Here is a 25330-nt window from a genome sequence, read left to right as displayed (position 1 = left end):
AAAATTTAATTGACTCATTTGAAATCCTCCCGTATATGTTGGTTTTGTCACTTAACATTATACTAGAGTATTTCCCTTGAGTCTTTATTTTTTTTATTCTTCGGTCATTTCATTATACAACTTACCTATTGTAGCATCAGCAATGACAACAGTTTCCTTAAATGAATTTGCAGAAGTAATTCTTGGAGGAAGTATTGCAATACCAATTACTTATGCATTCATGGGTGTAGACGGTCTAAGTCAATCAATAGGTCTATCATTTATAGCACTACCAAATATATTTAGAACTATGGATGGTGGTCGACTTCTTGGAACACTTTGGTTTATGTTATTATTCTTTGCAGGGTTTACATCAGCTATTGCAATGTATAATTACTTAGTTACAATACTCGAGGAAGGCATGGGTATGGCAAAGAAGAAGGCATCTTTAATAGTTTTCTTTGGATATATATTAGTTGGTCTACCTGTTGCACTCGAGCCAATACTTACGAAAACAGCTGAACTTGCTTATTTTACGGAACTTGATAATTGGGTTGGTACTTATTTATTAGTTGTTATGGGTCTAATTGAAATAATTGTAGCTGGTTGGCTTATGAAAGATAATCCACTAGATGAGATTAACCATGGCTCATACTGGCAGGCACCAAAATGGATATATACTGTTATGATTAAATTTGTAACGCCTGCGGTAATAATAGTTATTTTAATTGGATCAACTTGGACCTATATTCAAGAAGGATATTTTAAATTTATACCAACTTTTGTAGCAAAAACACCAGAGCTAATTCCATGGGTTAACGGTGCAAGAGTAGTTTTAATGTTAGTATTTATCCTAGGATTTGTTGGAACTTATAAGAGTTTAAAAGCCGTTTATGGAGAAGAGATTACACAGAATAAGGTTCTTATAAGGAAGTAACAATCACATAGGTAGAAATTATTATATATTTTAAATCATTATAAGGAGGTGTAACTATGAGTGGTCAGGCGTTGGCCTTTATGCTAGTAATGTGGTGTGGAATAATAACTGCATCGATCCTTGGATTAAGAGCTGTATTAAAGAATAAATAAGTAAGGGTACACAAAAAAATAGCCAATAGATAGTTACTTTAAACTATTTATTGGCTATTTTTAATACTCTATATAAAGTTATTAGTAAATCAAACGAAATATAAAGTGATATAATAAATTATCGCATGTGTTATAACATTATAAATATAAAGAGGTGATGTTGTGTGAGTAGCAATGAGCAAATTACAATTTCAATGCAGCAAGCTGAAGAAATTATTGAAAAACTAAAACAAATAAGCAGTGTTTGTTATGAGCCTAATCTAAAAACGAAAATTGATGTACTACAAAGTTTTGTTTCTAATATTCTTAGTCCGGAAGGTGAACCTTCTGTTCAAGAAGTTATATATGAAAAAATGGTAGAAGTAAAGCGCAGTAATCCAGATCTTCATTTAAAGCTATATATGTTATATAGAAATCTTATGAATGGTAAAGTTTCAGAAATAGATGCAATGGATTCTTATGAAAATGCTTTAAGTATGTACCCACCAGATGTGATACTATATTAAAGTTAAAAAAACTTCTAAAGTAAAACGATATATATACGATATACTAGTGTAGATAGCAAATAAAAACTTTAATGGAGTTGATTGTATGAGAATAAGTAAGAATATTGCTTCTTTAAATATATATAAAGCATATAGCCGGAATATTAAAAAGCAAAATGCATCCCTAGGGCGGATATCTTCTGGTGTTAAAATAAATAGTTCTAAAGAGGATCCTAATGCCATTGCTCAAAGTGAGAGACTTAGAATGCAGATAAGGGGTCTTCAGATGGCAGCGAGAAATACTCAAGATGGAGTTAGTATGCTTCAAACGACGCAAGGTGGGCTTACTGGGATTACTGAAAGTTTACAAAGAGTTAGAGAATTATTAGTAAAAGCTGGAGGAACCACTAATGATGCAGACAAAGTGATTATTCAAAATGAAATAGACCAAATGATTAAGGGTGCTGATGATCTGGCAAATAATACTGAATTTAATGGAGTTAAACTTTTAGTCGGTGGGGAAAATGATGGTACAGATTTTATAGAAACTGTTACAGGTGCTAATGTAGGAGAAAAGATTAAAATACTAAAATATGATTTAGATACTGTGGGCTTAGGCCTTGATGATATAGATGTGAATGATATAGATGGGTCTTTAAATAAAATCGATAATGCTCTTGATACAGTCATTGGTGCTAGAAGTAAGTATGGTGCTTTAGAGAATAGACTTGAAAGTACCTTTAATTCTATAATAGGGATGGCGGATAAAATACAATCTGCCGAAAGTAGTATAAGAGATACAGACATGGCAGAAGAAATGATGGAATATGCTAAGTATAATATTCTAATAGAAGCTTCAACTGCTATGATGGCTCAATCCAATAGATTTCCACAGGATGCATTAAAAATTCTAGAAAATGTTAGATCTTGATAAATTAATTAGAAATAAACTACATTTAATAATAGCAAAAGGAGACTTGATAAAATTCAAGTCTCCTTTTTAAAATGTAAATTATATTTCTTTTTTTATTTAAGTATTTTAATAGACAAATTACAACAATAATGTATAATACAATAGTAGAGTGTAAATATAAGATGAACAATGTAAACATTATTTACAATGCAACATAACCATTCAAAAATACATTTAAACAGTTAAAAATGACAGTTTGAATCTTAAATCTAATTAAATTAATAAAAAACAATAGAAAAAAATTCATTAAGTCTAATAATAGGTATATAATGAGAGTTATAAAGTGTAATATATTAGGACTTAAATGAAATTCGTGAATTTTTAGTAAAAAATGAAATTTCAAGAAGGAATTTTAGATTATTTGTCAAACTAATAGATTAGGGGAGATGGTGATTTTGAATATGAATGGAAGTTCAACAAGTGAAAATACGTATAACTTGTTAAAAAAGAGTATGGATGCTTCAGCACTGAGAGGCAAAGTTATTGCAAATAACATTGCAAATATTAATACAAAGGGATACAAAAAGTTCTATGTTACGTTTGAGGATACCTTAAAGGATAGCATGGGTGGAGATAGAATGAAGACCGATAATAATAAGCATATGCAAACGAGTAGTAACAGTGGAGAAATCACAGTGAAAAAAGACGAAAGTACTAGCATGAGGCAAGATGGTAATAACGTAGATATAGACCTTGAAATGACCAATCAAGCAGCAAATACATTAATGTACAATGCACTAGTTAAGCAAGTTAATAGTAAGATTTCGCTTAAAAGTTATATTATAACGGGGGGGAAATAATACATTATGAATAATGTTTTTAACGGAATGAGAATTAGTTCTAGTGGACTAACAGCAGAAAGATTAAGGATGGATACAATTGCTTCAAATATTGCAAATGCAACTACTACAAGGGGAGAAGATGGTAAGCCCTACATAAGAAAGATAGCTGTATTTAAGGAGAATTTACAAAAGGAATTAGATAAAACTAGCGGTACATACAAAACAAGTTTTAAAGGGGTACAGGCTATGGGCATTGTAAATGATGACTCACCTTTAAGAAGGGTTTACGATCCATCACATCCAGATGCAGATGGAGAGGGGTATGTGACTATGCCAAACGTAAACATTTTAAATGAAATGGCAGATATGATTGCGTCTACAAGAGCATATGAGGCAAATGTAAGTTCTATAAATGCCCAAAAAAGTATGTTTTCTAAAGCTTTAGAAATAGGTAGATAGGAGAATGATATATGAATATTAGTACTTATGTAAACAATGCAAAAGCAATTAATGAGTTTCAAAAGAATGACGTAGAAGATAAAAGTGAAAATAGTGGCTTTTTAGACACCCTAAAAGAAAAATTGAGTGAAGTTAATGATAAGCAATTAGAAGCAGATGATCTTACTCAAAAATTTATAAAAGGCGAAGAGGAAGATGTGCATAAGGTTATGTTATCTACAGAAGAAGCTAAACTGTCTTTAGAGCTAGCAGTACAAATTAGGAATAAACTTGTAGAGGCATATCAGGAATTCAATAGAATGCAGATATAGTAAGGGGTGCTAGCGATGAATAAGCTACTTGAAATGAGAAATAAATTTTCTCAAAGTTGGAGCAAATTAAGTGGAAGCAAAAAAATAGCTTATAGTTTGCTTATGTTGGTAGTCACATTTGCCCTTATCTATTTTTTAGTAGCAGCAACTTCGACAAAATATGATGTCTTGTTTTCTAATATGACAGCAGAGGACTCAGGTGCAATTGTAGCAAAGTTAAAAGACAAGAAAGTTGATTACAAGATTACAGGTAGCTCAATACTAGTTCCTAAGGCAGATGTTGATAGCCTTAGAATGGAGCTTATGTCAGAGGTTAAAATCACAGAAGGAAGCGATGGGTTTGAACTTTTTGATAGTGGTAAAATGGCACCTACAGATACAGAAACTAAAATCATGTACCAAAGAGCCTTAGCTGGCGAAATTGAGAGAGCAATTAAGTCTTTTTCAGAAATTGAGGGAGCTAAGGTTAATTTGGTGTTACCAGAAAACACAGCCTTTGTTCGCGAAACGGAACCGGCTAGTGCTTCTGTTACATTGAAACTTAAAGCAGGTACAAACCTTAATAGCTCACAGGTAAAAGCTATAGTATCACTTCTAACTGGAGCTGTGGAGAACCTTCCAAAGGAAAATGTTAGTATAGTATCTGATAAATTTAAACTCTTAACAGAAGGATTATATGATGCAGAACAAGATACCTTAACTGCATCTACAGATAAGCAACAATTGTTAAAAGCACAGGTCGAAAAGAATTTTGAAGCAAAAATAATGAAAGTACTTGAGCCTATATATAAAGATGGAGTGCGAGTTTCAGTTAATACGGAGCTGGATTTTGATGCAGTTGAAAAAAATACAGTTAAGTATGATCCGAAAGGTACAATTGTAAGTTCACATCAAATCGAAACATGGAATGATAATTCTGGTAATGGACTATCCACTAGTCCTGTAGATGAGGCCTCAAAAAATACTGTTGAAACAACTTCGCCTGATGGAAATGTTGTGACTAGGGAGATTACAAGAAATAATGAAATCTCGAAAATAGAAGAGACCATAATACAAGCCCCAGGTTCAGTTAGTAAAATAACTACTTCAGTTGTATTAGATGGTAATTTAGATGAAGCAACTAGAGCTTCTGTAAATAATTTAGTTGCTAGCACTATAGGATATTCTGAGGATAGAGGAGATTTAATAAGTATAGAAGGTTTGTTTTTTAACACCGACAGTAAAAAAGCTGCCGAACAAGGGCTACTTGATATAGATATTGCTAACAAGTTAGCTGATAGAAAAATATTATATACTCGTATTGCATATGGAGCTTTAGGTATTATATTATTTATTATATTTTTAGTTGTAATTCGAAAGGCTAGTAAGAAGAAAGATAAAACTTCTGTAAGTATTGATAGTTTAATTGGAGATGAGATTGCTCCGAAGCAGCAAGAATATTTTGCTCCTATTGAATTTGATACAAACAATAAAAAATCAAACATGGAAAAGCAAGTTAAAAAGTATGCAGAAGAAAAACCTGAACAAGTTGCAGATATAATTAAGTCTTGGCTGACAGAGGATGAGAGGTGATAAATAGTGGCTAAGAATGGGAAACTTACGGGAATTCAGAAGGCGGCTATATTATTTATAACCTTAGGTCCAGACGCTTCTTCAGGTATAATAAAAAAATTACCAGAAAAAGATATTCAAAAGATCACCTATGAAATTGCTAATATAACTTCGGTTAAATCGGAACAAAGACAGACAATTCTTGATGAATTTATGGAAATGAATAAGGCAAAAGATTTTCTTTTAGAAGGTGGAGTTGACTATGCAAGGAATTTACTATCCAAAGCACTTGGAACTTCCAGAGCAAAAGAGATATTAGATAAGGTTATGGAAGAAACACAACAATATAGACCATTTTCCATTGCAAGAAAAGCAGATGCACATCAACTTTTGAATGTTATATCAAATGAACATCCACAAACAATAGCACTTATTATGTGTTATATGCAGTCGGATAAGGCGGCTCAGATATTAGCGGCACTACCACTGGATTTGCAAAGCGACGTATCTTTTAGAATTGCAACCATGAGTAGTATATCTCCTATGGTTATTAAAGAAATTGAAAAAGTTTTAAATGGTAAATTATCTTCTGTTATTAGAACAGATAGTGCTGTGGTTGGTGGCATTGAATCCTTAGTGGAGATTTTAAACCAAGTGGATAGAACTACAGAAAGAAATATTACCGAGGGCCTTGAGAGAGAAGATGCAGAACTTGCAGAAAAGGTTAAAGAATCTATGTTTGTATTCGAAGATATTATTACCTTGGATGATGTTTCAATACAAAGAATTTTACGAGAAATAGATAATAAGGACTTGTCTCTTGCATTAAAAGGATGTTCAGAAGAAGTTGCAAACTGTATATACAAAAACCAATCTAAAAGAGCAGCTGCATCACTAAAAGAAGACATGGAATTCCTTGGACCAGTTAGGCTTATGGATGTTGAAAAAGCTCAACAGAAAATTGTTGGTGTATTAAGACGTTTAGATGAAGCTGGTGAAATCGTACTTTCAAGAGGTGGAGAAGATGCAATCATCAATTAATGTGATAAAGAATTCAAGAATTATCGATCAGGGAAATAGAGAAATAAATACCCAGTTAAGCGTAGCTGCTAGAAATGTAAACACACGTAGCGATAATGGTAGTTTAGACGTTAGTATGGAAAGCTATGAAAAAATTGCAAGCAATATGTTAGAGAATGCAAGAAGGCAAAGTGAAAAAATTATATCCAAAGCCTATATAGATGCAGCAAAGGCAAAAACCGAGGCTTTTAAAGAGGGTTTAGAGAAGGGGAACAGGGAAGGCTATGAAACAGCATATAAAGATGCTATTGATGGCGCAATGGAATCGGCAGACACTGTGAGGGCTGATGCTGATTTTATACTAACTCAAGCAAAACATCAATATAGTGAGTATTTAGTAAAAAAGGAAAAGCATATAAAAGCACTAATCATAAATATTGCTGGAAATATATTAAAAAAAGAGGTAAAAGAAGTAGATGCTCTAAATGAAATGATATTCAACACTATAAAAAGTGAAAGAAATGTAAAATCATATGTAATAAAAATCAATAGTACTCATTTTATTACCATAAAAGATGAAATTCAAAATTTTAAAGACAGGCTTGCTTTTCAAGGTGATATATTTGTAATAGAAGATAATTTTTTAGATGATGGAACTGCTGTTATTGAAAAAGAAACTGGTAAAAGTGTTGTAAGCATAGCTTATGGTATTGAAAAAATAATAGAAGTTTTTCAGGAAGAACAAATATAGAAAGGTCGAGAACAATTATGATAGCTTTAAATTTTGAGTATTTAATGAATAAAATTCCTGATATTAATTACACTTATTCTGAAGGTGTGGTAGTAAATGTTATAGGGCTTACTATTGAAGTTCAAGGGATAACGGCTTTTGTTGGCGAAGTGTGTAAAATTTATAATAAGTCAAATGATGAAATCTCTTGTGAAGTTGTAGGTTTTAGAGATATGGATGTAATTTTAATGCCTCTGGGAGAGCTTGTGGGTATTGCCCCAGGCTGTAGAGTAGTACCAACGGGAAGTCCCTTAAACGTCAAATGCTCTGAGGAACTATTTGGTAAAGTCCTAGATGGTTTAGGAAACCCATTAAACGGCTCAGAAATTACTAAATATACAGCTTATTCACTAAATGCATCTCCACCAGATCCGCTAAAAAGACGAAGGATAACAGATATTATACCTACTGGAGTTAGGGCAATTGATGGATTTTTAACTTGTGGAGAGGGGCAAAGAATTGGTATCTTTGCAGGTAGTGGAGTAGGTAAGAGTACCACACTTGGGATGATAGCAAGAGAGGCAAAAGCTGATGTAAACGTAATTGCACTTATTGGAGAAAGAGGAAGAGAAGTGAGAGATTTCCTTGAAAAAGATTTAGGTGTAGATGGAATGAAAAAGTCAATTATTATATGCGCAACATCCGATAAGCCAGCTCTAGTAAGAATAAAAGGTGCATTTACAGCTACAGCTATTGCAGAATATTTTAGAGACCAAGGTAAAAAAGTAATCTTAATGATGGATTCAGTGACAAGATTTGCAATGGCACAGCGAGAGGTTGGACTAGCAATAGGAGAACCTCCAGCTACTAAAGGATATACTCCCTCAGTGTTTGCAATGTTACCTAAATTAATGGAACGTAGCGGTATGTCTGATAAAGGATCTATTACAGCTTTTTATACAGTACTTGTAGATGGTGATGATTTTAATGAGCCAATAGCAGATGCTGTAAGGGGTATACTAGATGGGCATATAGTTTTATCTAGAGCTCTAGCCGCAAAAAATCATTATCCAGCTATTGATGTTTTAAATAGTGTTAGTAGGCTTATGACTGAAGTTGCTACAAAAGAGCATGTGCAGGCTGCTTCAATGGCAAGGGATTTAATGGCAACTTATAAGGATTCTGAAGATTTAATAAATATTGGGGCCTATGTAAAAGGAAGCAGCGCAAAAATTGACAGTGCAATTAAGTACAATGATAGTATAGAAAAATATTTAAAGCAGGATGTACATGAAAGTACAGACATTACAGATAGTTTAAATATGATGAAAAACATGTTTAATTAAAAGTTCAGAGTGAGCTTTCAAAGAGGAGTTTTTAAATTGGCTGAAAATTATAGGTTCAGATTGCAAAAACTGCTTGATATTAGAAAAGACTTTGAGGATAAAAGTAAAATTAAATTTATAGAGGCACAAAGAGAAAAGAACATTATTGAAGATAAGCTTAATAATTTAAAAGAAACTTATAAGATAAATAGAAATATAGATGCATATGAACCGCTCCTTCAGCAGAAAATGAGACAGAATTATTTAAATGCTCTAAATTTGGCAATTAATGAAACCTCACTTGACTTAGATGATAAAGATAAAATATTAGATCAAAAGAGAGAAAAATTAAAACAATGCCAGGTTGATAAGAAGACTGTTGAAATACTTAAAGAAAAACAAAAAAGTGCTTTTTTAAATGAACAAAATTTAATTGAACAAAAAACCAATGATGAATTTGCACTTTATGCTTTTATAAGAAATAATCATGGGAAGGGAGGTGAGAAAAGATGAACGTAAATATGAATGTAAGTACTAATGCTACTTCCAAAAAACTTGACATTATAAATGTATCAAGTAAAACGGAACAGTTTAAAAAAGTCCTAGATAACCATGAATTTCGTTTTAGAAATTTAACAAATGAAAATACACAAAAAAACCTCGTTAGGTCTGAAAATACTAAAAGCGGTATTGAAGAAGCTATAGCTTATGGTACTACCACAATAAATTTGAATGATTCTGAAGATATTACTGAGTTAAAAGCAGAAATAGTCAAATTTATAGAAATATCTATTGATTCAGCAAAGCAAAATCCTGTTAATCTAGATGGAGAGTTAAGAGAAGAATTGATAAGTTTTATACAAACAACTGTTGATGATTTAAAACAAACTCCAGAGAATCTCTCAAAAGGTTCTGCCGAAAAAGATGGTAATAATGATTCAATAGTTCAAACTCAGCAGGTATTAAAATCTTTGAGTTCCATGTTTGAAACTCAGCAGAGTGCTGTAAAAACCCAAAATAAGCTGAGTAGTTTAAAATCTAGTGACATAGGAAAGATGATTGATGATCACTTAATAGACGTAGAAGATTTAACGCCTGATGTGAAAAATACGCTTAAAGATAACCTTACTAAAATATTTGCACTGATAGATAATTTAGATGCAAATACGGACGAGCTCTTGCCAACACAAAACGTACTAGAAAAGTTAATGAGCAATTCTAAAGATAAGAGGCCGTTAAGATTAGAGATAATCAATTTTGTACAAACAGTTACAGAGGCGTTAAACCCAGAACCAGGAAATAAAATTAATGCTTCAAAACCTCAAATTCTACAGATACTACAATCTTTGAGTTTAATGTTTGAAACTCAGCAGAGTGGTTCAAAAACCAAGAATAAGGAAAATGACTTTAATTCTGTTGACCTAGAAAAAATGCTTGATGATAACTTGATAGGTGTAGAAAATTTAACGCCAGATGTGAAAAATACACTAAAAAATAACCTTACTAAAATATTTGCACTGATAGATAATTCAGATGCAAATACGGACGAGCTCTTGATAACACAAATTGTACTAGAAAAGCTAACAAGAGAAGTTAGTGGAGTAAAGGGAGAGTTAGACACAAGTTATTTGAAAAACTCTAAAGATGATACATCAAAACCTCAAATTCAACAGATACTACAATCTTTGAGTTTAATGTTTGAAACTAAGGAAAGTAACTTAAAGCCTGTTGGTCTAGAAAAGATGATTGATGATCAATTAGTAGGAGTAGAGAATTTAACGCCAGCCACAAAAGATACACTGAAAGATAACATTATTAAAATATTTACACTTATAGAAAAATCAGACTCGCATAAAGTAGAGTTAGATACAAGTTATTTGAGTAATTCTAAAGATAATGCTTCAAAGCCTCAAATTCAGAAGATACTACAATCTTTGAGTTTAATGTTTGAAACTCACGAAAGCAACTTAAAACCTGTTGACCTAGAAAAAATGCTAGATGAACACTTGATAGGCGTAGAAAAACTACCTGATAAAACAAAAAATACGCTTAAAAATAACCTTAGTAATATATTTAAACTTATTGGAAAGTCTAATGCAAATAAGTACGAGCCCCTTAAAGTACAAAATGTACTAGAAAAACTAATGGTGGAAGTGGGCCAGGTAAAGGGAGATTTAAGTTTATTACCAAAAGATAATATTAATGTACAAGAGGCTCAAATTCAGCAGATAATACAATCGCTAAGCTCTATGTTTAAAACTGATCACAGTGGTTCAATGACAGAGAAGCAACAGCGTGATGTTAGTTCTATTAATATAGAACAGTTAATAGGAGTAGAGAATTTAACACCTGAAGCTAAGAATATGCTTAAGAGAAGTTTTAGTGAAATATCTGTACTGATAGAAAAATCAAAAACAAATGTTGAAGGATCGTCTAAAATACTTCAAGTGTTACAAAAATTAACAACGCAGGTGCATGTGGTAAAGGGAGATTTAAGTCTTCTGAAAATGCCTAGTCCTCAAAATGTTATAGTAAATAGTGAAATAAAATCAATAAAAAATAGTTCTAAAAACTCCCTTGAAGAAAAATTTCTTGGTAATTTGATCAGCGGTGATAAGGATGAAATGAAAATATCAAAGGCAATCAATTTTATGAATCAATTTAAGGGTGCAGAAACTTTAAGTACAGGTAGAGTAGAAACTCCAAATGTGGTTATTGTTAAAAGCAATTTTACAGTTGATATTGTTAAGTCAATGAAATTTATGGAAAATAATAATATTAAGAATTTAACGATAACAATGAGTCCTAAAGAACTTGGAGAAATAACTATAAAGCTTACGGTGGAAAGTGGTGTTATGAAGGCATTTATATCTGCTCAAAATAAGGACACTTTTAATTTGTTAAATAGTAATATTCAAGATATTAGTGACAAATTAAGAAATATGGATATTAAAATTCAAAGCTTGGATATAAATATTTATGAGGATTCTACATTTTTCAATAAAGAATCTAACAAGAAAAATAGTAATCAGAAACAAAACAATGATTCAAAAACAAATTCAGTTTCAGAAGAAATAGATGATGTTCTTATAAGAGATAATTATTCTATAGAACAAAATGCAGTAAATAAATTTGTTTAATTATCTTAGAATAAATGGTTAAGGGGTGATAAGATGGCAACAGATATGAATACAGCACTTTCAAATGATGAGATGGCAAGACTTGCTAGGGCAACTAGCAGAGGAACAAAGATTGTAAAGAAAGGTCAAGGAATGGACCAAAATTCTTTCCTTAAAATACTTTCTGCGGAACTTACTAACCAGGATCCAACGGCGGCTAAAGATGGTACGGAATTTGTAGCTCAAATGGCCCAATTTGCATCACTAGAGCAAATGACTAATTTAAGTAGTACAATATCTTTTTCTAACTCATCTTCACTAGTTGGAAAGATGGTAGCTTTTGATAGCTATGATGAAACAGGAATGCAATATGGAGGAACCGTTAAGGCTGTTTTTAAAGAATCAGGTGCGACTTACATGGCGGTGGAACTTTCAGATGGTACTCTAAAGGATTTTCCAGCAGACAGTTTATCAGATGTTATAGATGCATCGGATAGTACATCTAATTATTTGAATGGAAATGAGGGGTTTTCAGCAGCTATAAACTTAATGGGTAAACATGTTGAAACATCACCAATGGAAGATGACGTAGTTTATTCAGGAACTGTTAAAAGTGTTTCTAGAGATGCAAAGGGAATTAATTTAACTATAGCTTACCTAGAAAATGGTGAGGAATTAACTAAGAATGTAAGCTATGGAGACATCGTAAAAGTAGAAGAGTAATTAATTAAGATGGTAAGGTGATGTTAGACATGTCATATAGAGTAATAAATGGAAAACTATATTCAACAGCAGACTTTACTGAGTATTCAAGGGAAGGTCTCAAAAATAAAACAAATAATGTGAGCAAAGAACAAAGCCAATTTAACAAAGTTTTGGATAAGCAGATAAAAAAAGAAGAATGTTTTACCATATCGTCACATGCAGCACAAAGGCTTAATACTCGAAATATTGATTTTAGTGATGATGATATGAAGAAGATTAATACAGGTATAAATATGGCAGAGGACAAAGGTGCCAAACAATCTTTAATACTATATAAAGATATGGCTCTCATAACAAGTATCAAAAATAGAACTGTAATTACTGCTTTAGACAAAAATGAAAGCGAACCAAGTATAATAACCAATATAGATAGTGTAGTTATGATATAAGCTGGACCTTATAGGGGGCTTAACTTTGTGGAAAGACAGAAGCAAAGTGATTATTATAAAAATTAGAATTACATTATATATTTATTGATTTAATTAAAAGAATAAAATAGTGGAGGTAATATTATGTTAAGATCATTATATTCAGGAGTAAGTGCAATTAAAGTAAATCAGGTGAAATTGGATGTTATAGCAAATAATATAGCAAACGTTGGTACTACAGCATTTAAAAGCTCAAGAGTTAGATTTAAAGATATGATAAGTCAAAGTGTAACTGAGTCTGCAGCTCCTGGAACAAATCAAGGTGGAGTTAATCTAAAGCAAGTAGGTCAAGGTGTACAAATTTCAGGAATAGATACAATGGTAGGTCAAGGTATGATGCAACCAACTTCTAGAAATCTAGACGTTGCAATGGATGGTGAAGGATATTTAATGGTTGGTAAAGGTGCAATACCTACTACGAATGCTGCTGGCGTAACGCTGGATACTACTACAAGTGCAGTAACTCCTGATGAAAAAATGGGACTATATTACACTAGAGATGGTGCTTTAACTCTAGATAAAAGTGGTAATTTATTAAATTCCGATGGCCTAAGGGTATTAGGTTACACATTCGGCAATTTAACTTATACTTCTGGAGTAGCTAAATTAAGTTATGTCGATGCAAATGCTGCATTAACTCCAGAGGCAAAACTTGTACCTCTTGTCATTCCAGATACAATCACGGATGGTAGTGTTGAGGTTAAAATTAAAAGTTTTTCAATAGAGAAGGATGGTCAAATAAAAGCAGTTTTAGATAACGGTAAAATAACGGTTCTTGGACAAATTGCTACGGTTTCATTTAAGAATCCGGCAGGACTTGCGAAAGTTGGAGGAAATTTATACGGAAGTACATCTAATGCAGGAGAAGCAATAGTAAGAACGGCAGAGGACTCAACTCTTGCGGATAACACTCAAGGCTATGGAGACATGCTTCAAGGAATGCTTGAAATGTCAAACGTTGACCTAGCAGAACAATTTACAGACATGATAATTACAACAAGAGCCTTCCAGGCAGCTGGTAAGACTATTACCACAGGAGATGAAATATTACAAGAAATAATAAATCTAAAGAGATAATATAAGCCATAAGAAATTTTAAATTAAATTTGAATAAGTCTCAAATACTTTAAGTATTTGAGACTTACCAAATTTTTTATACAAATAATACATATTGCATATTAGGAGGTCCTATGATAAAACTTACAGGATTAAATAAAATAGAATTCATATTAAATGCAGAAGTTATTGAAAAAATCGAAACAGTTCCAGACACTTTATTAACTTTAATAAATGGTAAAAAGTATCTTGTACTTGAGAGTACGGAGGTCATAATCGAAAAAGTATTAAAGTATAAAAGGAAGATATTTACTGGGGAGTTATAGGAGGAAGTGCCATGAAAAAACATGATATGTTGACAGGTGTTGGACTTATTGTAGGGGTTATTTTAATCTTTTGGGGTATGACAGCTGGAGGAGCTAGTTTAAAAATTTTTTTTGACCCTGCTTCAATAGCAATTACCGTAGGAGGTTCATTTTCAGCACTGCTCATAGCTTACCCTCTTTCAGCAATGAAGAAGGTAATCAAAGTTCTTGTACAGTCTTTTAAAGAAGGTACAATGTCTAGTACAGAAATTATTAATAGTTTTACTAATTTATCTAAAAAGGCAAGAAGAGAAGGACTTTTATCTCTGGAAGATGAGATGGCACAATTAACAAATGAGTTTTTAAAAAAAGGACTTCAAATGGTAGTTGATGGACTGGAACCTGAAACAATAAAGGAAATTATGGAATTAGAAATAGGGGAAATGGAGAGACGTCATACTGATGGCGCTAATATGTTAAAAGCTTGGGGAGCTTATGCACCTGCTTTTGGTATGCTTGGTACCCTTATAGGACTTATTCAAATGTTAGCAAATTTAAGCGATTCCTCAGCTCTTGCTTCTGGTATGGGAAAAGCATTAATAACTACATTTTATGGGGCACTTCTAGCAAATTTAATATTAATTCCAATGGCTCAAAATTTGAATTATAAATCTAGTATTGAAGTGAATAATCGTGAGATGATGCTTGAAGGAGTACTTGCAATTCAGTCTGGTGTAAATCCAAGAATTGTTGAAGAAAAATTAACATCTTACTTATCTCCTTTTGATAGAACTGTATTTTACGCGGAGCAAGCCAAAGCTGCTGGGGTGAGCGAAGATGCCTAGAAAGAAAAATAATAAAGAGGAGATGCGAACAGATGCTTGGATTGCTACTTTTGCTGATACCATGACACTGCTTCTAACTTTCTTTGTTTTATTATATTCCTTTTCAACAGTGGATGCAGCTAAGTTCGAACAAATTGCATCTTCACTTCAATCAGTACTCACAGGCGAAGCTGGAACTACTATTATGGATTTAAATGTGAAAAGCGGAGAAATTCCATTAGTTGGTGAACCTATGCCAACGGTGCCAGATACAACAGCTACTACTGAGACGGAAGACATATATGAAAAAGTCCAAAGTTTTATAAAAGAGAAAAAACTGGAAAACATAGTAAAGTTAAAATCTGATGATAGAGGGGTTATAATTCAACTTAGGGAAAACATTTTATTTGAGAGTGGAAAAGCAGAAATTATAGGTAAAATTAAACCTGTTTTAAAAACAATAAGCGGCCTTGTATCTTCTTTCCCTAATGATATTGTAATAGAGGGGCACACAGATAATGTACCAATTAGTAATTATGAATATAAAAATAATTGGCAATTATCTTCGGCAAGGGCATTAAATGTACTTGAATTTTTTGTGGGAATGAATGACCAAATGCATCCAGAGCGATTTACATCTGTTGCTTACGGCGAATATCAGCCCATTGCACCGAATAATAACGATGTAAATAGAACTTTAAATCGAAGAGTAAATATTTTAATTGTCGCAAATGAAAAGGAGGCCACTAAAAAATGAGTGATAAACCAAAAAACGGAAATTCTTTTAAGATTATCATTATAGTTCTATTAATACTCGTCATAATTGGCGGCGCAACTTTTGGAGTTATGTACTTCCTTAACAAAAAAAATTCTAGCGTACCTGCTAAACCAGAGGCGATTATTGAGCAAACTTATCCCTTGGGTGAATTCACTATAAACCTTATAGATGACGGTGGCAAAAGGTATCTGAAAGTGAATGTTTATATAGGGTATGAAATTAATAAGAATTTAACTACAGAATTAGATGAAAAAAATGAGCCAATTATTAGAGATGCAGTTAATACATATATTAGAGCAAAACATGCTGCAGACTTTAGTGTTACGGGTCTTGATCTTATAAAAAATGAGTTAATTAAAAGTATAAATCTAAATTTAACTAAGGGCAAAATTACTAATATATATTTTAATGATATATTAGTACAGTAGGTGATGAAATGATAGATGGAGATTTTTGGATTCTTATTTTTAAAATTATAATATTCTTGCCTTTTATATTAGTTTTGATGTATTTATCACTAAAATACGGCAGCACTAAACTTCAAAAATTACAAAATGGTAAATATATGAAAATTTTAGATAGAGTTGCACTATCTAAGGAAAATAGTGTTTTGGTTGTGAAAATTGGTGCGAAAGCATACGCAGTATCTTCTAGTTCCCGGGAAATACGTATTCTATTTGAACTTCCAGCTGAAGAGGTTACTGGTATTGAAAATAGTAAAGATATACCTAAGTTTGAAGACATGAAAGATTTATTTAAAAAACATATTATTAAAAAGGATGTAAAAAATGAAAATAAAAAATAAAAACTTGTTTATTTTTGCTTTGGGGTTATGTGTAATAGGGATTATTACAATAAAAGTTGTAAGTGCAGCGCCTCAGACACTACCGATACCTAAAATTAATATTTCAGTTGATAATGCAAATACGCCAACTGAATATGTTGATAATATTAAGCTTCTAATGCTTCTTACAGTACTTACACTTTTACCTTCAATTATTATAATGTCTACTAGTTTCGTTAGAATTATTGTTGTATTATCCTTATTTAAAAGCGCTATAGGTGTTCAACAAGCAATTCCCAAAGAAGTTATTGTAGGACTTGCACTATTTTTAACATTTTTCACTATGGCACCAACCTTTGAAAAAGTAAATACGCAGGCTTTAACTCCTTATTTAAATAATACAATAACTCAGGAAGTTGCAATTGAAAAAGGGTCTGCGCCTATGAGGGATTTTATGTTAAGACAGACTAGAACAAAGGATTTAAAACTATTTTTAGAAGTAGGACAAAAAGAGGATACAGTTAAGAATGAAGTTGACGCAAAGGGTAATGAAATACTTACAAACGGGAAGCCTAAACTTACCTATGATAAAGTACCCATGTATGTGGTGGTCCCTTCTTTTATAATAAGTGAACTAAGAAGAGCTTTTGAGATGGGATTCCTTTTATTCATACCGTTTATTATAATAGATATTGTTACTGGTAGTATACTTATGGCTATGGGAATGATGATGCTACCGCCAGTTATGATTTCGCTTCCCTTTAAATTATTGTTATTCATTATGGTAGATGGATGGAATCTACTTGTAAAATCACTTATTATGAGTTTTAGTTGAGGTGAATTAAATGACCGAAAGTATTGTTTTAACTGTAATAAAAGATGCTATTCAAACCGCAATATTGATGGGTGCTCCAATTCTACTTACAGCTACTTTAGTAGGGCTATTAATAAGTATATTTCAAGCAACTACTCAAATTCAAGAGCAGACACTTACTTTTGTTCCAAAGCTTCTTGCAGTAGCACTAATGGGACTCCTAATGGGTAGCTGGATGCTTCGCACTATAGTTACTTTTACAACTAGAATATTTGATCTTATGGTTAATATGGGAGGCTAGGTGGAAATGTTTTGATGAATACTGCTTATTATTTAGGCTTTATAATGGTACTCCTTAGAATATCAGGATTTTTTATGAGTACACCGATTTTCTTTCCTAAGTTTTCGCCTCCAATGGTAAAGGTTGGATTTTGTGTTATGTTCACGTTTTTGATTTTGCCAGGGGTTAATTATGAAAATGTAAATTTAATTAATAATAACGGAACACTGATAATATTTTTTATATCGGAGGTTATCACTGGTTTAACACTTGGATATATAACAAAGTTTTGCTTTTTCTCAGCACAGATGGCAGGTCAACTTATGGATTTTCAAGTAGGATTTTCTATGATGAGTATATTTGATCCTGTATCTAATGAAAATGTTACACTACTTGGGCGCTTACTTTACTGGACAAGTATAGTAATGTTTTTTGTTGTAGATGGTCATCATATGTTAATAAGGGCTATTATTGAATCTTTTAATGTTGTAAAGATTGGTAAGTTTATTCTTGTGCAAGAAACAGCTATGATGATGGTAAAAGTTTTTATTCAGTTTTTTACACTGGGACTAAAAATTGCCATACCAATTATCCTGATAATAATCATAACGGATTTATGTATGGGCTTAGTATCAAGAACGGTACCTTCGCTAAATATTATAATTTTAGGTATGCCAATAAAAATACTAGTAGGACTCAGTTGTTTTGTTTTACTTTTACCTGCTGCATTAAAGTTAATAGTAAATTCTTTTTATCTTGTTCCAGATATAATAAAAGAGTTTTATAGGGTAATACCATTACTTATTTTTATATCAGCAGATAGTGGTGAAAAAACTGAAGACGCTACTCCTAAAAAGAAAGCAGACTCAAAGAAAAAGGGACAAGTAGCAAAGAGTAAGGAATTATCTTCTACCTTTACACTTTTAACAGTTACCCTTGTTATGATTTTGTTAGGTTCTTATGCATTAGGTAATTTAAAAGGCATATTAAGTCTTTTTCTTGGAAATTATTTAACATTGCCTCTTACTGAGTATACTGTAAGAACTGTACATCTTACGGCAATACTAAGATTTGTACTTCTTGTTTTACCACTTGTGGTGCCTATTATGATCATGGGGATTATTGCAAGTTTAATACAATCAGGTTTTATATTTACAGGCGACCCACTTAAACCAGATCTAAAAAAGTTAAATCCTATAAGTGGATTTAAAAAGATATTTTCTACAAGGTCCCTAGTGGATTTAGTAAAAAATTTAACTATAGTAAGCGCTATAGTCTATGTAGCTTATGATTTCATCAGTAGTAATTATTTAGATATAATGAATTATGGAAGCCTTAAAATAGAAGCTATTTTAGTGGTTTTTGGAAAACTAGTCCTAGAGATATTTTTCAAAATCGCTATACTTATGCTTATAGTATCCGTAGCAGATTTTGCCTATCAAAAATATAAGCATAACAAAGAACTTAAAATGAGCGTACAGGAAATTAAAGAAGAATACAAACAACAAGAAGGAGATCCACAAATTAAATCTAAGATAAGACAAAAGCAAAGAGAAATGGCCTCTAGTAGAATGATGCAGGAAGTTCCAGATGCTACTGTGGTTATTACAAACCCAACTCATATTGCAGTTGCCATTAAATATGAGACAGGAGGAGAAGGTGCTCCAATAGTTGTAGCAATAGGTGCAGATAATGTTGCTATAAAAATAAAAGAGGTTGCAAGTGAGAATGATGTGCCGATTATTGAAAACAAACCACTTGCAAGGTTAATATATAAAGAGCTTGAGATAGGATCTGAAATTCCAGCTGATATGTATGAAGCTGTGGCAGAAATATTAGCAATAGTATACAAATTAAAGAAAAGAAAGTAGTGGATGATAACTGTGGCTGAAAATACAAGATTCAAATTAAAAAATAATTTAGATATTCTAGTTGCCTTTGGCGTAATAGGTATTGTACTAATGATAATCATTCCATTACCACCAAAGCTTCTTGATGTAATAATAGCAATGAATATAACACTGGCAGTTGTAATTTTACTTTTAACAATGTTTACAACAGAAGTTTTGCAGTTTTCTGTTTTCCCAACATTACTGCTTATCACAACACTTTTACGCCTTGGATTAAATATATCTTCTACAAGGCTAATACTTACAGAAGCTTATGCAGGTGATATAATTGAGGCTTTTGGTGAGTTTGTTGTGGGAGGAAATTATGTAGTCGGAATAATTATTTTCTTAATAATAATCATTATACAGTTTATAGTTATCACAGCTGGTGCTGGTAGAGTTTCAGAAGTTTCAGCTAGATTTACATTAGATGCTATGCCAGGTAAACAGATGAGCATAGATGCAGATCTTAATGCAGGTGCTATAACTGAAGAAGAGGCAAGAGGGCGAAGAACAAAACTCCAAGATGAAGCTAGTTTTTATGGAGCTATGGATGGAGCTTCCAAATTCGTAAAGGGAGATGCTATAGCTGGTATAATTGTTACTATAATAAATATTTTTGGTGGGATAATTATAGGTGTTGTAATGCTTGGAATGCCAATTTCCGAGGCTACCTCCACTTATGTTAGGCTTACAGTAGGGGATGGTCTTGTAGGGCAGATTCCGGCGCTTTTAATATCAGTTGCTTCTGGTATTCTGGTTACAAGATCTGGTAGTACTACAAATTTAGGAACTCAAATAACGTCGCAACTTACTGCGTTTCCAAAGGTTATTGCACTGGCATCAGTTGTATTATTAGTGCTAGCTGCAATTCCAGGAATGCCCCACTTTGTTTTTATAGTATTATCTATAATTACTGCAACAAGTTCATATTTCCTCTTTAAGGATGAAAAGGATCAAAAGATAATTAGAATAGAAAACGATGAACAAGAAAATTATGAGACTGAAAATAGAGAACCTGAAAATGTAATGAATTTGATTTCTGTGGAGCCTATGGAAATAGAAATAGGATATGGACTCATTCCCTTAGCAGATGAGGCTACTGGAGGAGATTTACTTCAAAGAATTGCCTCAGTAAGAAGGCAGTGTGCACTAGAGATGGGAATTGTTGTTCAGCCCATTAGAATTAAAGATAATCTGCAGCTTAAAACAAACGAATACGTAGTTAAAATTCGCGGAACTGTTATAATTAAAGGAGACTTAATGCCAAGTATGCTTCTATGCATTGATCCAAGTTCTGAGGATATTAACGTACAAGGTATTAAAACTATTGAACCAACCTTTGGACTTCCGGCAGTGTGGATAAACAATGACCAAAGGGAAGATGCGGAAATTAAGGGACTCACAGTTGTGGACCCAACTACCGTAATGGTAACTCATTTAACTGAAACTATTAAAAGTCATGCCTTTGAACTGCTAGGTAGGCAAGAAACTAAGCTTCTAATTGATTCAGTGAAAGAAAAATATGATACCGTAGTTAACGAGCTAATACCAGATCTTATGACTATTGGTGAAGTGCAAAAGGTACTTCAAAGCTTGCTTAAAGAAAGAGTAGCTATAAAGGATATGGTTACAATTTTAGAATCTTTAGCAGATAATTCTAGGATAACTAAGGATATAGAAGTTTTAACAGAATACGTACGTTTTTCACTTGGAAGAAGTATTTGTAATGGACTAGTTGATGAAAATGGGAGTATAACAATCATAACGCTTTCACCTGAAGTTGAAAATGCTATTGCCAGTAATATTCAGAAGTCCATACAAGGTTCTTTTCCGGCAGTAGATCCAGATACTACAGGTAAGATATTAAATTCTATTAAGAATAATATTAGCACAATTTATTTTCATAATAATCAGCCGGTAATACTGGTATCTCCAAAGATAAGACCAGCATTTAGAAGACTTATAGAAATGGTGTTCCCGAATATTACAGTGCTTTCTCTTAATGAGATACCCAATGAAGTGGAGATTAAAACCGAAGGAGTTGTGACTCTACAATGATTATAAAACGATATGTAGTTAATAATATGAATGAGGCTATGACAAGGATAAGATATGAGCTAGGCAGCGACGCGGTAATTATAAGCCAAAGAAAAATCCGAAAACCAGGAATAAAAGGCTTATTCTCTTCGAAGATTGTTGAAGTAACGGCTGCAGTTGAAAATGAAATAAATACAGAGCAGCAAAATGTAAAAGACGGTATTGAAGCGATTAAAAAAGTTGTTCAGAAGGAAAGTGAAATTAGTAGTTACCATAAAGAAGATACAAAACAGAATAATGAAGTACATAATATTCCTATAAATCATGAGGATAGCAGTAATAATTTCTCAAAACATATAATGGATGAAATGAATGAAATGAAAAATATGATCAGTAAACTAACGAATACTAATTCGTTAACGAATACTAATTCGCTCTCGAATACTAATCCGCTGAAAAATGATAGTAAACAGGAAACTAATTGTAGTAATGAACCTAAAAGCTCAATCGCTCAAATACTTGAAGATAATGATGTAGACGTACAAAATATTGATTATATATTGAAAAAAATAGAAGAAGTGGAGCCCAGTGAAGCTGAGTCAAACGAAACTGAAATCACTCAAATTGAAAAGACAAAGAATGTATTAAAAGATATGATTCATGTTACTAAACCAGAATTACAAGGTAGAATAGTACTGGTAGGGCCAACAGGTGTAGGTAAAACTACTACTATTGCTAAACTTGCAGGAAGGCTTGCACTAGTTGAGAAAAAAAAGGTAGGACTAATTACTGTAGATACTTATAGAATCGGTGCAGTAGAGCAGCTAAAAACTTACGCAGATATTATGAATATACCTTTTAGTGTTGTATATAATATGAATGATATGGATAAGGCAATTGAAGGGATGAGTGATCGAGAGGTGATTTTAATTGATACTACAGGACGTAGTAGTAAAAATAAAATGCAAATCTCTGAACTTCGAACATTTGTAGAAAAGGCTGATACTCAAAATATTCATTTAGTGCTAAGTTCTACAACAAAGAACAAAGATATTAAATATATTATTGAAGGATATCAAATTTTACATTATAATAGTATAATAGTAACTAAATTAGACGAAACTTCCACTTATGGTTCCATCCTTAATATACTTAGGCTTGCGAAAATTCCACTAAGCTTTGTGACAACTGGTCAAAACGTACCTGATGATATTAAAGAACTATCCGAGGACAAGCTTATTAGTCTTATATTAGGAGAGGATACCATATGCTAGATCAAGCACAACGACTTAGGCAAATGGCAGTTCAAAATGATGATACAAGTGGTATAAGTAGACCTAGAATTATAACAGTGACCTCTGGTAAAGGGGGAGTTGGTAAAAGCAATATCGTAGTGAATTTATCTATTGCACTTCAAAAGATGGGCAAGAAAGTTATGATTTTTGATGCAGATATTGGCATGGGAAATGATGATATTATAATGGGATGTACTTCTAGATATAATGTTTTTGATGTTATAAGTAAAGGCAAAGAAATTCAGGATGTTGTCCTAACAGGACCTTTTGGTGTGAAGCTTCTAGCAGGTGGATCAGCACTTACAAAAGTTGAGGATTTAACAGAAGCTGAAAGAAATTTGTTTTTAGATAAGCTGTCAGCTTTAACAGGATTTGATTACATAATAATGGACACAGGTGCTGGTGTAAATAAAAGTGTTTTAGGCTTTATAGCTTGCTCAGAAGATTTAGTAATAGTAACCACACCGGAACCTACATCACTAACTGATGCATATAGTCTGCTTAAGGCTGTTAAACATTTTAACATTAAAGATTCTGCTAAGGTTATAGTGAATAGATCTCTAGATAATAAGGAAGCTGACCTTACCTATAATAAATTTAACAATGCAGTTACTAAATTTCTAGGCATGAAGCTAGAGTATTTAGGTAAAATAAGTGAAGATAAGAAATTAGCTTATGCAGTAAGAACGCAACAACCAGTAATTATAAGCTACCCGCATTCTGAAGCAGCTCAAGACATAAATAGGATTGCAAATAAAATCGAAGGCGCTAGCCACAAATCAAGTGGTATGGGAGTAGAAGGGTTATTTAAAAAAATCTTCAGTATTTTTTCATAAGGGGTTGGTGTAATGACTAAAGTGGATTTTACCATAAATAAGAAGCTAGAAATCCTAGTTGACGAAAGATATTTTAAGAGTAATATACAAGATATAACAGAACAATATATAGCAATTAGCATTCCCATTAATTCGGGAGAATATCTTCCACTATCTAAGGGGACGCTTATAGATGTAATTTATTATGAAGAAGATAATCTATATAAATTTAAGTCAGTAGTTATAGGTCGTAAATTTGAAAACATACCTATTTTACTTATAGCAATACCTGTGGAAATAAAAAAGATTCAAAGAAGGAAATATGTTAGAGTACCTACAATAGGGACAGTTAAATATATAAATCTTAAAAATGAGCCAATGACTAGTCCTAGCACTATACAAGAAAGCGAATATTCGCAGGCTATATTACTAGATTTAAGTGGTGGTGGCATGAAGGTTAAAATATCAGAAGAAATTAAGTTAAGTAATTTTATTTTGGTATGTTTAACTATTAATGACGAAGACATACTTATAGTAGGGCAAGCAATGCGAATAGTTAAAGATGATGAAGGTAGATTTAATTGTGGACTTAGTTTTGAATTCTTAGATAATGCTACTCGTGAAAAAATTATTAAGCTTAATTTTAAACTTATGAGAGAACAGATGAAAAAAATTTAGGGTGGTGTAGATATGTCAATAGCAAGTGTAGCTTCTGAACGCGAGCAAATTGTGAAACAGCATATACCTCTAGTTAAATATATTGCGTCTAGAGTAATAATTGGTAAAACTAAATATGTTGAATATGAAGATTTAATTAGTTATGGTATGCTAGGACTTATGGATGCACTAGGGAAATTTGATGATACTAAAGGTATGAAGTTTTCAAGCTATGCATCAATAAGGATAAAGGGATCTATGATTGATGAGCTCAGGCGAAATAGCCCTATATCTAAAGGTGCTATGGATAAGCTAAACAAATATAATGCAGCTATTGAAAGGCTACAAAAACGTCTTTATAGAGAACCACTAAATCATGAAATAGCAAGCGAGCTAAATATTACAATTGATGAGGTTTCAGACATTGAAAATACCATAAATTATATATCAATAGTATCACTTGAAGATTTAATATTTTCTGATGAGGATGACATGCCACTTAGTGGTACAATAAAAGATGATAAGAGTCCAAGTCCAGAAAAAACTTTGGAAGAAAAAGAGCAAATTGAATACTTAGCGTTAGGTCTTGATCACCTAAAGGAAAAAGATAAATTGGTTATAACGCTTTATTATTATGAAGGGCTTACACTAAAAGAAATAGGAAATATATTAAGTGTATCTGAATCAAGGGTTTGTCAACTTCATAGTAGGGCTCTCATAAATCTAAGAAAAGCACTAGCAAAGCTAAAATATGAAATATAATATAATTTAAAAAGA

Annotated in this window: 28 protein-coding genes; all 28 read left to right on the top strand. The window is 32.3% G+C overall.

Features of this window, described 5'->3' with window-relative positions; all coding sequences use genetic code 11:
• The first annotated feature begins 76 nt into the window (after nucleotides 1-76).
• Complete coding sequence (locus ACREWB_RS15575; RefSeq protein WP_431548361.1) at nucleotides 77-916, top strand: SLC5/6 family protein; 840 nt, start codon at nucleotides 77-79, stop codon at nucleotides 914-916.
• A gap of 316 nt (nucleotides 917-1232) precedes the next feature.
• Nucleotides 1233-1574: a hypothetical protein gene (locus tag ACREWB_RS15570; protein WP_431548360.1), complete on the top strand. Its 342-nt coding sequence runs from the start codon at nucleotides 1233-1235 to the stop codon at nucleotides 1572-1574.
• A gap of 85 nt (nucleotides 1575-1659) precedes the next feature.
• Nucleotides 1660-2484 carry a flagellin N-terminal helical domain-containing protein gene (locus ACREWB_RS15565; RefSeq protein WP_431548359.1) on the top strand — a complete coding sequence of 275 codons (825 nt, stop codon included), beginning with the start codon at nucleotides 1660-1662 and terminating at the stop codon, nucleotides 2482-2484.
• Between the two features lie 437 nt (nucleotides 2485-2921).
• On the top strand, nucleotides 2922-3326 hold the full coding sequence (gene flgB, locus ACREWB_RS15560; protein ID WP_431548358.1) for a flagellar basal body rod protein FlgB: 405 nt from the start codon (nucleotides 2922-2924) through the stop codon (nucleotides 3324-3326).
• A 6-nt stretch (nucleotides 3327-3332) separates the two neighbouring features.
• The gene (gene flgC / locus ACREWB_RS15555; RefSeq protein WP_431548357.1) at nucleotides 3333-3767 is read left to right on the top strand and encodes a flagellar basal body rod protein FlgC; all 435 of its coding nucleotides are present in this window, start codon (nucleotides 3333-3335) and stop codon (nucleotides 3765-3767) included.
• An 11-nt stretch (nucleotides 3768-3778) separates the two neighbouring features.
• A complete protein-coding gene (gene fliE / locus ACREWB_RS15550) occupies nucleotides 3779-4078 on the top strand; it encodes a flagellar hook-basal body complex protein FliE (protein ID WP_431548356.1) in 300 nt (99 codons plus the stop codon).
• A gap of 15 nt (nucleotides 4079-4093) precedes the next feature.
• Nucleotides 4094-5650 carry a flagellar basal-body MS-ring/collar protein FliF gene (gene fliF / locus ACREWB_RS15545; RefSeq protein ID WP_431548355.1) on the top strand — a complete coding sequence of 519 codons (1557 nt, stop codon included), beginning with the start codon at nucleotides 4094-4096 and terminating at the stop codon, nucleotides 5648-5650.
• Nucleotides 5651-5656: 6 nt separating this feature from the next.
• Nucleotides 5657-6670 carry a flagellar motor switch protein FliG gene (gene fliG / locus ACREWB_RS15540; protein WP_431548354.1) on the top strand — a complete coding sequence of 338 codons (1014 nt, stop codon included), beginning with the start codon at nucleotides 5657-5659 and terminating at the stop codon, nucleotides 6668-6670.
• A complete protein-coding gene (locus tag ACREWB_RS15535) occupies nucleotides 6654-7400 on the top strand; it encodes a FliH/SctL family protein (RefSeq protein ID WP_431548353.1) in 747 nt (248 codons plus the stop codon). The genes fliG and ACREWB_RS15535 overlap by 17 nt, the downstream gene beginning before the upstream one ends.
• Nucleotides 7401-7417: 17 nt before the next feature.
• A complete protein-coding gene (gene fliI / locus ACREWB_RS15530; protein WP_431548352.1) occupies nucleotides 7418-8725 on the top strand; it encodes a flagellar protein export ATPase FliI in 1308 nt (435 codons plus the stop codon).
• Between the two features lie 36 nt (nucleotides 8726-8761).
• A complete protein-coding gene (fliJ, locus tag ACREWB_RS15525; protein ID WP_431548351.1) occupies nucleotides 8762-9217 on the top strand; it encodes a flagellar export protein FliJ in 456 nt (151 codons plus the stop codon).
• Complete coding sequence (locus tag ACREWB_RS15520) at nucleotides 9214-11844, top strand: flagellar hook-length control protein FliK (RefSeq protein ID WP_431548350.1); 2631 nt, start codon at nucleotides 9214-9216, stop codon at nucleotides 11842-11844. Before fliJ ends, ACREWB_RS15520 begins: the two co-directional genes overlap by 4 nt.
• A gap of 33 nt (nucleotides 11845-11877) precedes the next feature.
• Nucleotides 11878-12546, top strand: a complete 669-nt coding sequence (locus ACREWB_RS15515; protein ID WP_431548349.1) for a flagellar hook assembly protein FlgD — start codon at nucleotides 11878-11880, stop codon at nucleotides 12544-12546.
• 29 nt (nucleotides 12547-12575) lie between these two features.
• Nucleotides 12576-12977, top strand: a complete 402-nt coding sequence (locus ACREWB_RS15510) for a TIGR02530 family flagellar biosynthesis protein (RefSeq protein WP_431548348.1) — start codon at nucleotides 12576-12578, stop codon at nucleotides 12975-12977.
• 123 nt (nucleotides 12978-13100) lie between these two features.
• Entirely contained in the window at nucleotides 13101-14093 is a 993-nt protein-coding gene (locus ACREWB_RS15505; protein WP_431548347.1) for a flagellar hook-basal body complex protein, read from the top strand.
• 113 nt (nucleotides 14094-14206) lie between these two features.
• Nucleotides 14207-14398, top strand: a complete 192-nt coding sequence (locus ACREWB_RS15500) for a flagellar FlbD family protein (RefSeq protein WP_431548346.1) — start codon at nucleotides 14207-14209, stop codon at nucleotides 14396-14398.
• A gap of 11 nt (nucleotides 14399-14409) precedes the next feature.
• Nucleotides 14410-15222, top strand: coding sequence for a motility protein A (locus tag ACREWB_RS15495; RefSeq protein ID WP_431548345.1), 813 nt, complete (start codon nucleotides 14410-14412; stop codon nucleotides 15220-15222).
• The gene (locus ACREWB_RS15490; RefSeq protein WP_431548344.1) at nucleotides 15215-15958 is read left to right on the top strand and encodes a flagellar motor protein MotB; all 744 of its coding nucleotides are present in this window, start codon (nucleotides 15215-15217) and stop codon (nucleotides 15956-15958) included. The genes ACREWB_RS15495 and ACREWB_RS15490 overlap by 8 nt, the downstream gene beginning before the upstream one ends.
• The gene (locus ACREWB_RS15485) at nucleotides 15955-16407 is read left to right on the top strand and encodes a flagellar basal body-associated FliL family protein (RefSeq protein ID WP_431548343.1); all 453 of its coding nucleotides are present in this window, start codon (nucleotides 15955-15957) and stop codon (nucleotides 16405-16407) included. Before ACREWB_RS15490 ends, ACREWB_RS15485 begins: the two co-directional genes overlap by 4 nt.
• Nucleotides 16408-16415: 8 nt before the next feature.
• Nucleotides 16416-16784, top strand: a complete 369-nt coding sequence (locus tag ACREWB_RS15480; protein ID WP_431548342.1) for a flagellar biosynthetic protein FliO — start codon at nucleotides 16416-16418, stop codon at nucleotides 16782-16784.
• Entirely contained in the window at nucleotides 16768-17598 is an 831-nt protein-coding gene (gene fliP, locus ACREWB_RS15475) for a flagellar type III secretion system pore protein FliP (RefSeq protein WP_431548341.1), read from the top strand. The genes ACREWB_RS15480 and fliP overlap by 17 nt, the downstream gene beginning before the upstream one ends.
• Before the next feature lie 10 nt (nucleotides 17599-17608).
• Nucleotides 17609-17878 (top strand): flagellar biosynthesis protein FliQ, encoded by a 270-nt coding sequence (gene fliQ / locus ACREWB_RS15470; protein WP_431548340.1) that lies wholly within the window; start codon nucleotides 17609-17611, stop codon nucleotides 17876-17878.
• An 11-nt stretch (nucleotides 17879-17889) separates the two neighbouring features.
• A complete protein-coding gene (locus ACREWB_RS15465) occupies nucleotides 17890-19728 on the top strand; it encodes a fused FliR family export protein/FlhB family type III secretion system protein (RefSeq protein WP_431548339.1) in 1839 nt (612 codons plus the stop codon).
• A 12-nt stretch (nucleotides 19729-19740) separates the two neighbouring features.
• On the top strand, nucleotides 19741-21807 hold the full coding sequence (gene flhA, locus ACREWB_RS15460) for a flagellar biosynthesis protein FlhA (protein WP_431548338.1): 2067 nt from the start codon (nucleotides 19741-19743) through the stop codon (nucleotides 21805-21807).
• Nucleotides 21804-23060 carry a flagellar biosynthesis GTPase FlhF gene (flhF, locus tag ACREWB_RS15455; protein ID WP_431548337.1) on the top strand — a complete coding sequence of 419 codons (1257 nt, stop codon included), beginning with the start codon at nucleotides 21804-21806 and terminating at the stop codon, nucleotides 23058-23060. Before flhA ends, flhF begins: the two co-directional genes overlap by 4 nt.
• Entirely contained in the window at nucleotides 23054-23917 is an 864-nt protein-coding gene (locus ACREWB_RS15450; protein WP_431548336.1) for a MinD/ParA family protein, read from the top strand. Before flhF ends, ACREWB_RS15450 begins: the two co-directional genes overlap by 7 nt.
• Nucleotides 23918-23929: 12 nt before the next feature.
• Nucleotides 23930-24574 carry a flagellar brake protein gene (locus tag ACREWB_RS15445; RefSeq protein WP_431548335.1) on the top strand — a complete coding sequence of 215 codons (645 nt, stop codon included), beginning with the start codon at nucleotides 23930-23932 and terminating at the stop codon, nucleotides 24572-24574.
• Nucleotides 24575-24586: 12 nt separating this feature from the next.
• Nucleotides 24587-25315 (top strand): FliA/WhiG family RNA polymerase sigma factor, encoded by a 729-nt coding sequence (locus tag ACREWB_RS15440; RefSeq protein ID WP_431548334.1) that lies wholly within the window; start codon nucleotides 24587-24589, stop codon nucleotides 25313-25315.
• Nucleotides 25316-25330 lie beyond the last annotated feature (15 nt).

The sequence above is a fragment of the Clostridium sp. genome, assembly GCF_050717635.1.
In the GTDB taxonomy this organism is placed as follows: domain Bacteria; phylum Bacillota; class Clostridia; order Clostridiales; family Clostridiaceae; genus Clostridium_AD.
The sequence above is the reverse complement of the archived record's forward strand: the minus strand, read 5'-3'. Positions and strand labels throughout refer to the sequence as shown.

Bases quoted from the DNA above. Each gene is read 5' to 3' on its own strand.
- fliE (WP_431548356.1), top strand. From the start codon at position 3,779: ATGAATATTAGTACTTATGTAAACAATGCAAAAGCAATTAATGAGTTT.
- ACREWB_RS15485 (WP_431548343.1), top strand. From the start codon at position 15,955: ATGAGTGATAAACCAAAAAACGGAAATTCTTTTAAGATTATCATTATA.
- flhF (WP_431548337.1), top strand. From the start codon at position 21,804: ATGATTATAAAACGATATGTAGTTAATAATATGAATGAGGCTATGACA.
- ACREWB_RS15565 (WP_431548359.1), top strand. From the start codon at position 1,660: ATGAGAATAAGTAAGAATATTGCTTCTTTAAATATATATAAAGCATAT.
- fliI (WP_431548352.1), top strand. From the start codon at position 7,418: ATGATAGCTTTAAATTTTGAGTATTTAATGAATAAAATTCCTGATATT.
- ACREWB_RS15520 (WP_431548350.1), top strand. From the start codon at position 9,214: ATGAACGTAAATATGAATGTAAGTACTAATGCTACTTCCAAAAAACTT.
- ACREWB_RS15450 (WP_431548336.1), top strand. From the start codon at position 23,054: ATGCTAGATCAAGCACAACGACTTAGGCAAATGGCAGTTCAAAATGAT.
- ACREWB_RS15440 (WP_431548334.1), top strand. From the start codon at position 24,587: ATGTCAATAGCAAGTGTAGCTTCTGAACGCGAGCAAATTGTGAAACAG.
- ACREWB_RS15495 (WP_431548345.1), top strand. From the start codon at position 14,410: ATGAAAAAACATGATATGTTGACAGGTGTTGGACTTATTGTAGGGGTT.
- fliF (WP_431548355.1), top strand. From the start codon at position 4,094: ATGAATAAGCTACTTGAAATGAGAAATAAATTTTCTCAAAGTTGGAGC.
- fliP (WP_431548341.1), top strand. From the start codon at position 16,768: ATGAAAATAAAAAATAAAAACTTGTTTATTTTTGCTTTGGGGTTATGT.
- ACREWB_RS15500 (WP_431548346.1), top strand. From the start codon at position 14,207: ATGATAAAACTTACAGGATTAAATAAAATAGAATTCATATTAAATGCA.
- flgC (WP_431548357.1), top strand. From the start codon at position 3,333: ATGAATAATGTTTTTAACGGAATGAGAATTAGTTCTAGTGGACTAACA.
- fliQ (WP_431548340.1), top strand. From the start codon at position 17,609: ATGACCGAAAGTATTGTTTTAACTGTAATAAAAGATGCTATTCAAACC.
- ACREWB_RS15445 (WP_431548335.1), top strand. From the start codon at position 23,930: ATGACTAAAGTGGATTTTACCATAAATAAGAAGCTAGAAATCCTAGTT.
- ACREWB_RS15515 (WP_431548349.1), top strand. From the start codon at position 11,878: ATGGCAACAGATATGAATACAGCACTTTCAAATGATGAGATGGCAAGA.
- ACREWB_RS15535 (WP_431548353.1), top strand. From the start codon at position 6,654: ATGCAATCATCAATTAATGTGATAAAGAATTCAAGAATTATCGATCAG.
- ACREWB_RS15490 (WP_431548344.1), top strand. From the start codon at position 15,215: ATGCCTAGAAAGAAAAATAATAAAGAGGAGATGCGAACAGATGCTTGG.
- ACREWB_RS15505 (WP_431548347.1), top strand. From the start codon at position 13,101: ATGTTAAGATCATTATATTCAGGAGTAAGTGCAATTAAAGTAAATCAG.
- ACREWB_RS15480 (WP_431548342.1), top strand. From the start codon at position 16,416: ATGATAGATGGAGATTTTTGGATTCTTATTTTTAAAATTATAATATTC.
- ACREWB_RS15510 (WP_431548348.1), top strand. From the start codon at position 12,576: ATGTCATATAGAGTAATAAATGGAAAACTATATTCAACAGCAGACTTT.